This is a genomic window from Citrobacter sp. RHBSTW-01013, assembly GCF_013781985.1.
In the GTDB taxonomy this organism is placed as follows: domain Bacteria; phylum Pseudomonadota; class Gammaproteobacteria; order Enterobacterales; family Enterobacteriaceae; genus Citrobacter; species Citrobacter braakii.
Map to the genome: position 1 here is coordinate 3,529,407 of NZ_CP056185.1, position 14,136 is coordinate 3,543,542.

The window sequence follows — 14,136 nt, forward strand, 5'->3', positions numbered from 1 at the left end:
GCGTAAACAACGTATAACGGAACATGATCTTATAAGCGACGTCAGGAGACAACTATTAGTTGAACAAAAAAGGTGTTTCAACAGGATATATGAGGGTATTTGCTGCAAAAAAAAGCGGCGGAGGAATATCCCCCGCCGCTTAAGGCACTTAACTCACTTTACTCAGGAGCAGTTATTTACCTTTAATCTCATACAGTGGTGTTTGACCAGCAACCACATGACCTTCGGCTTTAATGACCAGAGCACCGAAATCATCGCTGTTGCTGCACACAACCGGGCTAATCATGGAACGTGCGTTAGCGTTCAGGAACTCCAGATCCATTTCCAGAATCGGTTGACCTGCAGTCACTTCCGCACCTTCTTCAACCAGACGCTTAAAGCCTTTACCTTCCAGCGCTACTGTATCGATGCCCATGTGGACCACGATTTCCGTGCCTTTAACGGTTTCCAAGCAGAACGCATGGTTAGTGTTGAAGATTTTCACGATGGTGCCGGCAGCCGGAGCAACCACGATTTTATCCGTTGGCTTCACCGCCACGCCGTCGCCTACAGCTTTGCTGGCGAAGGCTTCATCAGGCACCTGCTCCAGCGCAACCACGTCACCGGTAATCGGAGAAACTAAAGTTTCAACGGTTACAGCGTTCGCTACAGCTTGCGGTTTAGCAACCGGAGCCGCTGCTGCTGGCGCACTTTCACCAGACGCTGCAGCCACCGGGCCACGCGCGACAACTTTCTTCATTTCGTCGCCGATAGATTCGGCCTTCGCACCCACGATGACCTGGATAGTTTGCTTGTTCAGCTTAACCACTCCAGATGCGCCTAAACGTTTACACATCGCATCATTTACGCGACCGGAGTCGGCAACGGTCAGACGCAGACGAGTGATACAGGCATCAATCGCTTTCAGGTTATCGGTACCGCCAACTGCTGCAATGTAGTTGGTTGCCAGTTGAGCCAGACCTTCTTCAGTGTTGCTGTTCGCTTCTTCAGTAACGATATCGTCTTCTTTATCTTCACGGCCCGGCGTTTTCAGGTTAAACATACGAATAACCGCGCTGAACAACACAAAGTAAATGACGAAGAACACCAGGCCCATCACGACCAGCATCCAGACGTTCTGACTTGCCGCCGGCAGGTTGTACATCAACACGTAGTCGATAGCCCCTGCGGAGAAGGAGAAGCCCGCGTGGATCCCCAGCAGTGTTGCAACGAACAGGCTGATACCCGTTAACAGTGCGTGCAGGAGGTACAGCAATGGCGCCAGGAACATGAACAGGAATTCCAGCGGCTCGGTAACACCGGTCAGGAACGCGGTGATCGCAACGGACAGCAGCATACCGCCAACCATCGGACGACGTGCTTTCGGAGCGGCGAAGTACATTGCCAGCGCCGCACCCGGCAGACCAAACATCATGATCGGGAAGAAGCCAGACATGAACATACCCGCAGTGCCGTCACCCGCGTAGAAGCGGTTGATGTCACCGTGGAATACGGTACCTGCAGCGTTAGTGAATTCACCAATCTGGAACCAGGCGATGGTGTTCAGCACCTGATGCAGACCGGTTGGGATCAGCAGACGGTTGATGAAACCAAAGATACCGGAACCCAGCGCGCCAGCGCCTACGATCCACTCACCTCCCGCATGGATGGCGTTCTGCACCGGCGGCCACACGTAGCCGAAGATAGCAGCCAGCACCAGACAGAAGAAGCCAGTGGCGATCGGCACGAAGCGTTTGCCGCCAAAGAAGCTCAGGAAGTCAGGTAATTTGATACCAGACCAACGGTTATACACTGCACCGCCGACCAGACCAGTGATGATACCTGCCAGCACGCCCATGTTGATGGCCGGGTTAATGGTAACCATTGCTTTGGTCAATATGAAATAACCGACCGCACCCGCCAGCGCTGCAGCACCCGCGCTGTCTTTTGACCAGCTGGAAGCCACACCGATAGCGAAAATTAACGCCAGGTTATCAAAGATGGCCCCACCCGCTTGCGCGATGAAGGGTACGTTAAGTAAATCTGGTTGGCCGAATCGCAGCAGCAGTGCCGCGACTGGCAGCACAGCGATGGGGAGCTGTAACGCCCTACCCAGCCGCTGGAAAAAACCTAAAATATTCATTTTATTCCCCCTACGAGACCCCGATTAGGCTTCTTTGAAGCCATATTTTTATTGTGCGACCATTCCTGACAGCAAGATTCTGGAACAACAATATTAACCATTCATCTACATTCAGAGTGTGTGAAAATTTAATTCGTATCGCAAATTAAATGCGTGTTTTTTGTGATTCCAGTCACCAAATATCGTTATTAACCCTCCCTTCCACTGGCTAACTACGAAAACTTATTTTATCATTCAAAAAATCGAAACGGATTGATCCTTACCGATGCAAAACCAGGTTACGCTTAATACTGCACAGAGACTCAATCCGCCAATTGCTTACATTTACTTTTGAGGTGAAGAATGAGACTGATCCCCCTGAATACCGCTGAACAAGTCGGCAAATGGGCTGCTCGCCATATCGTTAACCGTATTAACGCGTTCAAACCAACGGCTGATCGTCCGTTCGTTTTGGGCCTGCCGACTGGCGGTACTCCGCTGACAGCCTACAAAGCATTGGTTGAAATGCACAAAGCGGGCCAGGTAAGCTTCAAGCATGTTGTGACGTTCAATATGGACGAATATGTTGGCCTGCCGAAAGAGCATCCGGAAAGCTACCATAGCTTCATGCATCGCAACTTCTTTGATCACGTTGATATTCCAGCAGAAAACATCAACCTCCTCAATGGTAACGCACCGGATATTGATGCAGAATGCCGTCAGTATGAAGAAAAAATCCGTTCTTACGGTAAAATCCACCTGTTTATGGGCGGCGTAGGCAACGATGGTCACATCGCGTTCAACGAACCAGCCTCTTCTTTGGCTTCCCGTACCCGCATCAAAACGCTGACTCACGACACGCGTGTTGCGAACTCACGCTTCTTTGACGGCGACGTCAGCCAGGTGCCTAAATATGCGCTGACCGTTGGTGTGGGCACCCTGCTGGATGCTGAAGAAGTGATGATCCTGGTACTGGGCCACCAGAAAGCGCAGGCGCTGCAAGCCGCCGTTGAAGGCAACGTTAACCATATGTGGACCATCAGCTGTCTGCAGCTGCATCCGAAAGCAGTTGTGGTCTGCGATGAGCCTTCCACCATGGAACTGAAAGTGAAGACGCTGAAATACTTTAACGAGTTAGAAGCGGAAAATATTAAAGGTCTGTAATTGATGTCTCCGCTCTGTCGATAAGTTGCAGGGCGGCATTTTTTGAAATCGGGGGTCGGAATGTATGCTTTAACCCAGGGCCGGATTTTTACCGGTCACGAAATTCTTGATGACCATGCGATTGTTGTCGCCAATGGCCTGATTGACAGCGTTTGCCCACTGGCTGAGTTACCGTCAGGAATTGAACAGCGCTCACTGAATGGGGCCATTGTTTCCCCCGGTTTTATCGATGTACAGCTAAACGGCTGCGGCGGCGTACAGTTTAACGATACGGCAGAAGCCGTGACCGTTGAAACGCTGGAAATCATGCAGAAAGCCAATGAAAAATCTGGCTGCACCAGCTACCTGCCAACGCTTATCACCACCAGCGATGACCTGATGAAACAAGGCGTTCGCGTCATGCGTGAATACCTGGCGAAACACCCGAATCAGGCACTAGGACTTCATCTGGAAGGCCCGTGGCTGAATCTGGTGAAAAAAGGCACCCATAATCCGGGATTTGTCCGTCAACCGGACGCTGCGCTGGTTGATTTCCTGTGCAATAATGCCGATGTGATCACCAAAGTAACGCTGGCGCCAGAAATGGTCCCGGTAGAGGTCATTACCAAACTGGTGAATGCGGGTATTGTGGTTTCTGCGGGTCACTCAAATGCAACGGTAAAAGAAGCAAAAATCGGGTTCCGCGCAGGCATCACCTTTGCGACGCATCTGTTCAACGCGATGCCGTACATTACCGGCCGCGAACCTGGTCTGGCGGGCGCTATTCTTGATGAAGCCGATATCTATTGCGGTATCATCGCTGATGGCCTCCACGTTGATTACGTTAACATTCGTAATGCCAAACGCCTGAAAGGCGACAAGCTGTGCCTGGTCACCGACGCAACCGCACCAGCAGGTGCAAACATTGAACAGTTCATTTTCGCTGGTAAAACAATATACTACCGTAATGGATTGTGCGTTGATGAGAACGGTACACTGAGCGGCTCATCATTAACCATGATTGAAGGCGTACGCAATCTGGTCGAACATGCGAATATCGCTCTCGACGAAGTCTTACGTATGGCAACGCTCTACCCTGCTCGCGCCATTGGCGTCGACAAACAACTCGGCAGCATCGCGCCAGGCAAAGTAGCCAACCTGACTGCGTTCACGCACGACTTTAAAATTATCAAGACCATCGTTAATGGCAACGAGGTCGTTACTGAGTAAGAGAAAGAATGACACCAGGCGGACAAGCTCAAATAGGTAATGTTGATCTCGTAAAACAGCTTAACAGCGCGGCGGTTTATCGCCTGATTGACCAGCATGGGCCAATCTCGCGAATTCAAATTGCCGAGCAAAGCCAGCTTGCCCCCGCCAGCGTAACGAAAATTACGCGTCAATTGATTGAACGCGGGCTGATCAAAGAAGTCGACCAGCAGGCCTCCACCGGGGGCCGCCGCGCTATCTCTATCGTCACCGAAACCCGCAATTTCCATGCGATTGGCGTTCGCTTAGGCCGCCACGATACTACGCTCACGCTCTATGATATGAGCAGTAAAGTGGTCGCTGAAGAGCATTATCCCCTCCCGGAGCGCACCCAGGAAACGCTGGAGTATGCGCTGCTCAACACCATTGCCACCTTTATTGAGAACTGCCAGCGGAAAATCCGCGAGCTGGTTGCGATTTCCGTCATTCTGCCAGGCCTGGTTGATCCTGAAAGCGGCGTCATCCGCTATATGCCGCACATTCAGGTCGAAAACTGGGGGCTGGTCGAAGCGCTCGAAAAACGCTTTAAGGTCACCTGCTTTGTCGGTCACGATATTCGCAGTCTGGCGCTGGCCGAGCACTATTTCGGGGCAAGCCAGGATTGCGAAGACTCCATTTTGGTGCGTGTTCACCGCGGAACCGGGGCGGGAATCATCTCCAATGGCCGAATTTTTATTGGTCGCAATGGCAACGTGGGTGAGATTGGCCATATTCAGGTAGAGCCGCTGGGTGAGCGCTGTCACTGCGGTAATTTCGGCTGTCTGGAAACAATTGCCGCCAATGCCTCTATTGAACACCGCGTGCAGAACTTATTGAAACAGGGTTATCCAAGCCGACTCACGCTGGATGATTGCGGCATTAAAGCCATCTGTAAGGCGGCTAATAAAGGCGATAACCTGGCATCAGAAGTCATTGAGCACGTTGGTCGTCACCTGGGTAAAACCATCGCCATCGCCATCAACCTGTTTAACCCACAAAAAATCGTCATTGCGGGCGAAATTACCGAGGCTGATAAAGTGCTGCTGCCTGCTATAGAAAGCTGTATCAACACGCAGGCGTTGAAAGCGTTTCGCCACAATTTACCGGTGGTTCGTTCCACGCTGGATCACCGCTCAGCCATTGGCGCCTTTGCGCTGGTGAAGCGTGCGATGCTCAACGGTACATTGCTGCAACGTTTGCTGGAAAGCTAATACCAAGCAGCCTCTGCGTTAGCTGCATCTGCTCACCCCAGTCACTTACTTCGGTAAGCTTCCGGGGTTCTCAGACTTGCCGCCTTGATGCAACTCGAATGATTTAGTGTATTTTGTGTATAGTAATGCCTTCTTTTTTTGATGTCGGATTGTCCATGGCCATTAAGAATGTAATTTGTGATATCGACGGCGTGCTGATGCACGACAATGTTGCCGTACCAGGTGCGGCAGAATTTCTGACTGGGATCCTGGAAAAAGGTCTGCCGTTAGTTTTGCTGACTAACTATCCTTCACAGACCGGGCAGGATTTGGCAAACCGCTTCGCCACCGCGGGTGTGAATGTCCCTGATAGCGTCTTTTATACTTCCGCCATGGCTACCGCTGATTTTCTTCGCCGCCAGGAAGGGAAAAAGGCCTACGTGGTAGGTGAAGGTGCGTTAATTCACGAGCTGTATAAAGCCGGGTTTACTATAACTGACGTGAACCCCGATTTTGTGATTGTTGGCGAGACGCGATCCTATAACTGGGACATGATGCATAAAGCGGCATATTTTGTGGCCAACGGCGCGCGTTTCATCGCCACAAACCCGGATACTCACGGACGCGGTTTTTATCCTGCCTGCGGTGCGCTGTGCGCCGGTATCGAAAAAATCTCTGGCCGCAAGCCGTTTTATGTGGGCAAACCCAGCCCGTGGATTATTCGCGCGGCGCTCAACAAAATGCAGGCGCATTCGGAAGAGACCGTTATCGTTGGCGACAACCTGCGTACCGATATTCTGGCGGGCTTCCAGGCGGGTCTCGAAACCATCCTGGTATTGTCTGGCGTTTCGACGCTCGACGACATTGACAGCATGCCGTTCAGACCAAGCTGGATTTACCCGTCCGTTGCGGAAATTGATGTGATTTGATGCGTAAGCCGGATAAGACGCCCCCGCGTCATATCCGGCCAGAAGAAATCCTTCCATTTAATAAAACCGCCATAAAATTATCGATTCATTAATAAACCCGTCTATTCTGTAATCTTTTTTCACCAATCCACAATGACCATTGCGTTTTTTATTTTCTGACCCGTAATTCACTTGCGCCCTCTCCAGCTTTGCGGCATTTTCTTTATCAAGCAAACATAAAAAGCATCACGCAACAGGTTAACGGAGAAGGTTATGTGTTCTATTTTTGGCGTATTCGATATTAAAACTGACGCAGTTGAACTGCGTAAAAAAGCCCTGGAATTGTCTCGTCTGATGCGCCATCGCGGCCCGGACTGGTCGGGTATTTACGCCAGTGATAACGCCATTCTGGCGCACGAACGTCTGTCCATCGTCGACGTCAACGCCGGTGCTCAGCCACTGTACAACGTGAAGAAAACGCATATCCTGGCGGTTAACGGTGAAATTTATAACCATCAGGCGCTGCGCGCTGAATATGGCGATCGCTATCAGTTCCAGACCGGTTCCGACTGCGAAGTTATCCTTGCGCTGTATCAGGAAAAAGGCCCAGAGTTTCTGGATGACCTGCAAGGCATGTTTGCTTTTGCTTTGTACGACAGCGAGCAGGACGCTTACCTGATCGGTCGCGATCATATCGGGATCATCCCGCTGTATATGGGTTACGACGAGCACGGTAACTTCTACGTTGCGTCTGAAATGAAAGCCCTGGTTCCCGTGTGTCGCACGATCAAAGAATTCCCGGCCGGTAGCTATTTATGGAGTAAAGACGGCGAAATTCGTCAGTACTACCAGCGCGACTGGTTTGAATACGATGCGGTAAAAGACAACGTTACCGATAAAAACGAGTTGCGTCAGGCACTGGAAGATGCAGTGAAAAGCCACCTGATGTCAGATGTTCCTTATGGTGTATTGCTGTCCGGCGGTCTGGATTCATCCGTCATTTCCGCAATCACCAAAAAATACGCCGCGCGTCGTGTTGAAGATCAGGAGCGTAGCGAAGCCTGGTGGCCGCAGTTGCACTCCTTCGCCGTAGGCCTGGAAGGCGCTCCGGACCTGAAAGCCGCACAAGAGGTGGCGAACCATCTGGGTACTGTACACCATGAGATCCACTTCACCGTGCAGGAAGGTTTGGATGCTATCCGCGACGTGATTTATCACATCGAAACTTACGATGTTACGACGATTCGCGCCTCGACCCCGATGTACTTAATGTCGCGTAAAATTAAAGCGATGGGCATCAAAATGGTGCTGTCGGGCGAAGGTTCTGACGAAGTATTTGGCGGCTATCTCTATTTCCACAAAGCACCAGATGCAAAAGAGCTGCACGAAGAGACCGTGCGTAAGCTGCAGGCGCTGCATATGTTCGACTGTGCCCGTGCCAACAAAGCTATGTCGGCCTGGGGAGTGGAAGCTCGCGTGCCCTTCCTGGATAAGAAATTCCTTGATGTGGCGATGCGCATCAACCCGCAGGACAAAATGTGCGGCAACGGCAAAATGGAAAAACATGTTCTGCGTGAATGTTTTGAATCCTACCTGCCAGCAAGCGTTGCATGGCGTCAGAAAGAGCAGTTCTCCGATGGTGTCGGTTACAGCTGGATTGATACCCTGAAAGAGGTGGCCGCTGAGCAAGTTTCTGACCAACAACTGGAAACCGCCAGCTTCCGTTTCCCTTACAATACGCCATCTTCTAAAGAAGCGTATTTGTACCGTGAGATTTTCGAAGAGCTGTTCCCGGTTGCGAGCGCTGCGGAATGTGTGCCTGGCGGGCCGTCTGTTGCCTGTTCTTCTGCCAAAGCAATCGAATGGGATGAGGCGTTTAAAACCATGAACGATCCTTCTGGTCGTGCGGTTGGCGTACATCAGTCCGCTTATAAATAAGTTAATCCTTAGAAAAGGGCCCTACGGGGCTCTTTTTTATGTCTATTTTCTGTGCAAAAAAACAATTAATAACTAATAATTGCCGAATATTGCGTCATGCTGTTCGCAACCTAACCAAACAGTCACATTCCAGCTATTTTCAATGAAAAAGGGGTTGACGCTTCAAGGCTCAATACGCATAATGCGCCCCGCAACGCCGATAAGGTTACGCGAAAAAAAGATGGCTACGTAGCTCAGCTGGTTAGAGCACATCACTCATAATGATGGGGTCACAGGTTCGAATCCCGTCGTAGCCACCATCTTTTTTGCGGGAGTGGCGAAATTGGTAGACGCACCAGATTTAGGTTCTGGCGCCGCAAGGTGTGCGAGTTCAAGTCTCGCCTCCCGCACCATTCACCCGTAAGCGTTGCACGGATGGGGTATCGCCAAGCGGTAAGGCACCGGTTTTTGATACCGGCATTCCCTGGTTCGAATCCAGGTACCCCAGCCATTTTTTCTTCGATGTAGCGGTTCACCGCAACGGTCATTGGGGTATCGCCAAGCGGTAAGGCACCGGTTTTTGATACCGGCATTCCCTGGTTCGAATCCAGGTACCCCAGCCATCGAAGAATATGATAATATCTGGCTACGTAGCTCAGCTGGTTAGAGCACATCACTCATAATGATGGGGTCACAGGTTCGAATCCCGTCGTAGCCACCATATTAAGGACGTATCGACTCGTTCGGTAAATCCAAAAAATTGTTGGGGTATCGCCAAGCGGTAAGGCTCTGGTTTCTGATACCAGCATTCCGAGGTTCGAATCCTCGTACCCCAGCCAATTTCAAAAAGCCGTCCATTCTGTGGATGCACCCGTTGGGGTATCGCCAAGCGGTAAGGCTCTGGTTTCTGATACCAGCATTCCGAGGTTCGAATCCTCGTACCCCAGCCATATTAAAAAAGCTCGCTTCGGCGAGCTTTTTGCTTTCCTGCATTTATTACCTGATGGCGTTATGCTTACCAGGCCTACAACGTTCTCTGTAGGCCTGTCTGAATTACAATCCTAACGCGTACTTGAGTGCCTGGCGTTTCAGCACGCCGGCGCGCTCTGCGGCCATTAGCCCAAGATTACGCATGATACGCAGCGGCTGCAGGTTGTTGCTAAATCCTGCGTAGAACAGATCCATGCCGCTTTGCATGATGAAATTGTCAGTCATGCGACGGTTCTGATAGCGCTTCAGCACCGGCTGGCTTGCCCAGGACTCACCGTAGCTGCGCGCATTCACCAGCACGTCAATCAGCGCATCCACATCACGGAACCCCAAATTAACGCCCTGCCCCGCCAGCGGATGAATGGTATGCGCGGCGTCACCCACCAGCGCCAGTCCTGGCTGCACATATTGCAGCGCGTGACGGCGCGTTAGCGGGAATGCCCCCGCTGCTACAGGCGTAACGTTACCGAGTCGCGATGGGAAATGTTTGGCGATCTCCACCTGCAGTTGCGACATATTCAAACCTTGCAACTGGCGGATACGCGCCGGTGAGTCGTACCACACCAGCGAGGCCCAGTTATCAAATAGCGGTAAAAATGCGCGCGGACCGTCAGGGGTGAATTGCTGCCAGGTGCTGTCTCCCGGCGAATTCTCGCACTGCACGGTTATCAACATACAGGACTGCGCATACTGCCAGGCATGGATACCAATCCCGGCCATTTTCCGCACCTGAGAATTTGCGCCATCGGCGCCGATGACCAGCTTCGCGCTGATTTTTTCGCCACCAGCCAGCTCAAGCTCATGCCGATCGTTATGTTGATGCAGAGAGATCAGCGACGCAGGCACGCGCAGCGTGACTTTGGGGTGAACGTCCAGAGCCTGCCAGAGCGCCTGTTGCAGGACCGTGTTTTCCACCATATAGCCCAGCAAGGGCAGCTTAAGCTCGGCGGCATCAAACATCACATGGGCATTTTCCCATTCCCACGTTTCCAGACGACGGTAAGGATGGCTGCGCATCCCCTGAACCGTATCCCAGACGCCCAGCCCTTTTAGCAACGACACGGAGGCGGAGCTGATGGCCGAAATTCTGACATCTGGCTGTCCGTCAGCCACAAACGGCGCGGGAACGGCATGTTCAATGACCGTTACCGTAAATCCATGCTGCGCCAGTCCTAGCGCCAGCGCGCCGCCGACCATCCCCCCGCCGACAATGGCAATTTCCGTTGGTTGATTTGTCATGGTCAATTATCCTGTTACATGTATTGTGTAAGTTTACAGGATTTTTTACCCCTTGAGGCTGACATCCGTCATACTGGTCACAACCGCGCCAAAGCAGTACACTATGCGCCCTGCATTTCAGCCACAATTTCGCAAGAGCAAGTCGATGACCAAAAAACTCCATATTAAAACCTGGGGCTGTCAGATGAACGAATACGATTCATCGAAGATGGCCGATCTGCTGGATGCCACCCATGGGTATCAACTGACCGACGTGGCCGAAGAAGCAGATGTGCTGCTGCTGAATACCTGCTCTATCCGTGAGAAGGCTCAGGAAAAAGTCTTCCATCAGTTGGGCCGCTGGAAGCTGTTAAAAGAGAAAAATCCCAAGCTGATCATCGGTGTCGGTGGCTGTGTTGCGTCTCAGGAAGGCGACCATATTCGCCAACGCGCGCACTATGTCGATATTATTTTTGGGCCGCAAACCCTGCATCGCCTGCCAGAAATGATCAACAAAGTGCGTGGAAGTACCACCCGTAGCCCGGTGGTTGATATCAGTTTCCCGGAGATCGAAAAATTCGACCGCCTACCGGAACCGCGTGCTGAAGGTCCAAGCGCATTCGTGTCAATCATGGAAGGTTGTAATAAATATTGTACTTACTGCGTGGTGCCATACACCCGCGGTGAGGAAGTAAGCCGTCCGGCGGACGATATCCTGTTTGAAATCGCCCAGCTTGCGGCGCAAGGCGTGCGTGAAGTGAACCTGCTGGGACAAAACGTGAACGCCTGGCGCGGTGAAAACTACGACGGCACGATCGGATCTTTTGCCGATCTGCTGCGTCTGGTCGCGGCGATCGATGGCATTGACCGTATCCGCTTCACCACCAGCCATCCGATCGAATTCACCGATGATATCATTGAAGTGTATCGTGACACGCCAGAACTGGTGAGCTTCCTGCACCTGCCGGTACAGAGCGGTTCAGATCGCGTACTGAACCTGATGGGACGCACCCATACCGCGCTGGAATATAAAGCGATCATCCGCAAACTGCGCGCAGCGCGTCCGGATATCCAGATTAGCTCCGACTTCATCGTTGGCTTCCCAGGCGAAACCACGCAGGATTTCGAGCAGACCATGAAGTTGATTGCAGACGTCAATTTTGACATGAGCTACAGCTTTATCTTCTCTGCGCGTCCAGGCACCCCTGCCGCCGATATGGTTGACGACGTGCCGGAAGAAGAGAAAAAACAGCGCCTGTATATTCTGCAAGAGCGTATTAACCAGCAAGCTATGGCCTGGAGCCGTCGCATGGTCGGCACGACCCAGCGCATTCTGGTTGAAGGCACATCGCGTAAAAGCATCATGGAACTGTCTGGCCGAACCGAAAATAACCGAGTGGTGAACTTTGAAGGCAACCCGGAAATGGTCGGTAAGTTCGTGGATGTAGAAATTACCGATGTCTGGACGAACTCCCTGCGCGGTAAAGTGGTGCGCACCGAAGACGAAATGGGTCTGCGCATCGCTGAATCCCCTGAGTCAGTTATTGCGCGTACCCGCAAAGAAAACGATCTGGGCGTCGGTATTTATCAGCCTTAATCTTCAATGCCCGATGGCGCTACGCTTGTCGGGCTTACTCTTCTGGGCTCGCTGCCCCGGCGGGCCTTGTAATCTACCTCATCATCCCCATATTTATCGCAATGCTTGCGCCTTTCCCCCATGGCGTGAATAATTTCCTTAGATGCCGGTAAATGTTCAGCGTCCGGCAAGACATGCAAAAGAGGAACAGTTTGAACATAGACACTCGTGAAATCACCCTTGAACCCGCAGACAATGCCCGCCTGTTGAGCCTTTGCGGCCCATTTGATGACAACATCAAGCAGTTGGAACGTCGCCTCGGCATCGAAATTAACCGCCGTGATAACCACTTTAAGCTGACCGGTCGCCCAATTTGCGTCACCGCGGCGGCAGATATTTTACGTAGCCTGTACGTCGATACTGCCCCAATGCGTGGTCAGACGCAGGACATTGAGCCTGAACAAATTCATCTGGCAATTAAAGAAGCGCGAGTGCTTGAGCAAAGCGCAGACAGCGTGCCGGAATTTGGCAAAGCGGTGAACATCAAAACCAAGCGCGGGGTAATTAAGCCGCGTACGCCGAACCAGGCACAATACATTGCGAATATCCTCGACCACGACATCACCTTTGGCGTTGGCCCTGCGGGTACGGGTAAAACGTATCTTGCGGTTGCCGCTGCGGTCGATGCGCTTGAGCGTCAGGAGATCCGTCGAATCCTGCTGACCCGTCCGGCAGTGGAAGCGGGCGAAAAACTCGGCTTCCTGCCGGGTGACCTCAGCCAGAAAGTCGATCCCTACTTACGACCGCTGTATGACGCACTGTTCGAAATGCTCGGGTTTGAGAAGGTCGAAAAGCTGATTGAGCGTAACGTCATTGAAGTTGCGCCGCTGGCCTACATGCGTGGTCGTACGTTAAACGATGCGTTCATCATTCTTGATGAGAGCCAGAACACCACCATCGAACAGATGAAAATGTTCCTGACCCGTATCGGCTTTAACTCTAAAGCGGTTATCACCGGCGATATCACCCAGATTGACCTGCCGCGAAGCACCAAATCCGGTCTGCGTCATGCCATTGAAGTACTGGCTGAAGTCGACGAAATTAGTTTTAATTTCTTCCATAGCGAAGACGTGGTTCGCCACCCGGTGGTCGCCCGTATCGTCACGGCGTATGAAGCCTGGGAAGAAGCAGAACAGAAACGCAAAGCCGAGCTGGCTGCAGAACGCAAGCGCGAAGCTCAGGAGCAGGAACAAAAATGAGTCAGGTTATTCTCGATTTACAGCTGGCATGTGAAGACGAATCTGGTTTACCAACAGAAAGTCAGTTTCAGGGTTGGCTGGATGCGGTGATCCCACAGTTTCAGGAAGAGTCTGAAGTTACCATTCGTCTGGTCGATGACGCGGAAAGCCACGAGCTGAACCTGACCTATCGCGGGAAAGATAAATCAACCAACGTACTCTCTTTCCCGTTTGAAGCCCCGCCGAGCATTGAAATGCCGCTGCTGGGCGATTTGATCATCTGCCGTCAGGTAGTCGAGAAAGAAGCGCAGGAACAAGGCAAACTGCTTGAGGCCCACTGGGCGCACATGGTGGTGCACGGTAGCCTGCATTTACTCGGTTACGACCATATCGAAGACGATGAAGCGGAAGAGATGGAATCCCTAGAAACAGAGATTATGCTTGCTCTGGGCTATGAGGATCCGTACATTGCCGAGAAAGAATAAGCATTTCGAAATCTTGTAAGCCTGATAAGGCGCAGCCGCCATCAGGTATTGCGCCTTATCCGGCTTACCTGGTTTGAAGTACGATGAAGAGACATGCCGTCAACAGCTGAATATACGCATGA

At 51.9% G+C, this 14,136-nt stretch carries 10 protein-coding genes and 7 tRNA genes; 15 read left to right on the forward strand and 2 right to left on the reverse strand.

Translation table 11 applies throughout. From position 1 onward, the window contains the following. Positions 1–172: 172 nt before the first annotated feature. Positions 173–2,122, reverse strand: coding sequence for a PTS N-acetyl glucosamine transporter subunit IIABC (gene nagE / locus HV350_RS17060; RefSeq protein ID WP_181628982.1), 1,950 nt, complete (start codon positions 2,120–2,122; stop codon positions 173–175). A 342-nt stretch (positions 2,123–2,464) separates the two neighbouring features. Here nagE and nagB point away from each other — a divergent pair, with 342 nt between their 5' ends. From nagB to HV350_RS17120, 12 genes are all read left to right on the forward strand, one after another. Beyond that, a complete protein-coding gene (gene nagB / locus HV350_RS17065; RefSeq protein WP_003022803.1) occupies positions 2,465–3,265 on the forward strand; it encodes a glucosamine-6-phosphate deaminase in 801 nt (266 codons plus the stop codon). Between the two features lie 60 nt (positions 3,266–3,325). Continuing rightward, complete coding sequence (nagA, locus tag HV350_RS17070) at positions 3,326–4,474, forward strand: N-acetylglucosamine-6-phosphate deacetylase (protein ID WP_032931096.1); 1,149 nt, start codon at positions 3,326–3,328, stop codon at positions 4,472–4,474. An 8-nt stretch (positions 4,475–4,482) separates the two neighbouring features. Then, positions 4,483–5,703 carry an N-acetylglucosamine repressor gene (locus HV350_RS17075; protein WP_016152247.1) on the forward strand — a complete coding sequence of 407 codons (1,221 nt, stop codon included), beginning with the start codon at positions 4,483–4,485 and terminating at the stop codon, positions 5,701–5,703. Between the two features lie 155 nt (positions 5,704–5,858). After that, positions 5,859–6,611: a ribonucleotide monophosphatase NagD gene (gene nagD, locus HV350_RS17080; RefSeq protein WP_005121413.1), complete on the forward strand. Its 753-nt coding sequence runs from the start codon at positions 5,859–5,861 to the stop codon at positions 6,609–6,611. A 252-nt stretch (positions 6,612–6,863) separates the two neighbouring features. Beyond that, positions 6,864–8,528, forward strand: coding sequence for an asparagine synthase B (gene asnB / locus HV350_RS17085; protein WP_003835552.1), 1,665 nt, complete (start codon positions 6,864–6,866; stop codon positions 8,526–8,528). A gap of 222 nt (positions 8,529–8,750) precedes the next feature. Then, a tRNA-Met gene (locus HV350_RS17090) sits at positions 8,751–8,827 on the forward strand. 8 nt (positions 8,828–8,835) lie between these two features. Then, a tRNA-Leu gene (locus HV350_RS17095) sits at positions 8,836–8,920 on the forward strand. A gap of 23 nt (positions 8,921–8,943) precedes the next feature. Next, positions 8,944–9,018 (forward strand) — tRNA-Gln (locus HV350_RS17100). Between the two features lie 37 nt (positions 9,019–9,055). Further along, positions 9,056–9,130, forward strand: a tRNA-Gln gene (locus HV350_RS17105). A 21-nt stretch (positions 9,131–9,151) separates the two neighbouring features. After that, positions 9,152–9,228, forward strand: a tRNA-Met gene (locus HV350_RS17110). 43 nt (positions 9,229–9,271) lie between these two features. Further along, positions 9,272–9,346: transfer RNA gene (locus tag HV350_RS17115), tRNA-Gln, on the forward strand. A gap of 36 nt (positions 9,347–9,382) precedes the next feature. Next, a tRNA-Gln gene (locus HV350_RS17120) sits at positions 9,383–9,457 on the forward strand. A 103-nt stretch (positions 9,458–9,560) separates the two neighbouring features. Here the strand turns inward: HV350_RS17120 and ubiF are convergent. Beyond that, the gene (ubiF, locus tag HV350_RS17125) at positions 9,561–10,736 is read right to left on the reverse strand and encodes a 3-demethoxyubiquinol 3-hydroxylase (protein WP_049040671.1); all 1,176 of its coding nucleotides are present in this window, start codon (positions 10,734–10,736) and stop codon (positions 9,561–9,563) included. A 145-nt stretch (positions 10,737–10,881) separates the two neighbouring features. Between ubiF and miaB the strand changes: the two genes are divergently transcribed. The 3 genes from miaB (at position 10,882) to ybeY (ending at position 14,014) form a co-directional block, all read left to right on the forward strand. Further along, on the forward strand, positions 10,882–12,312 hold the full coding sequence (miaB, locus tag HV350_RS17130) for a tRNA (N6-isopentenyl adenosine(37)-C2)-methylthiotransferase MiaB (protein WP_016152245.1): 1,431 nt from the start codon (positions 10,882–10,884) through the stop codon (positions 12,310–12,312). A 191-nt stretch (positions 12,313–12,503) separates the two neighbouring features. Continuing rightward, entirely contained in the window at positions 12,504–13,550 is a 1,047-nt protein-coding gene (locus HV350_RS17135; protein ID WP_019076268.1) for a PhoH family protein, read from the forward strand. Then, a complete protein-coding gene (gene ybeY, locus HV350_RS17140; protein ID WP_101699813.1) occupies positions 13,547–14,014 on the forward strand; it encodes an rRNA maturation RNase YbeY in 468 nt (155 codons plus the stop codon). The genes HV350_RS17135 and ybeY overlap by 4 nt, the downstream gene beginning before the upstream one ends. The last annotated feature ends 122 nt before the right edge of the window (positions 14,015–14,136 follow it).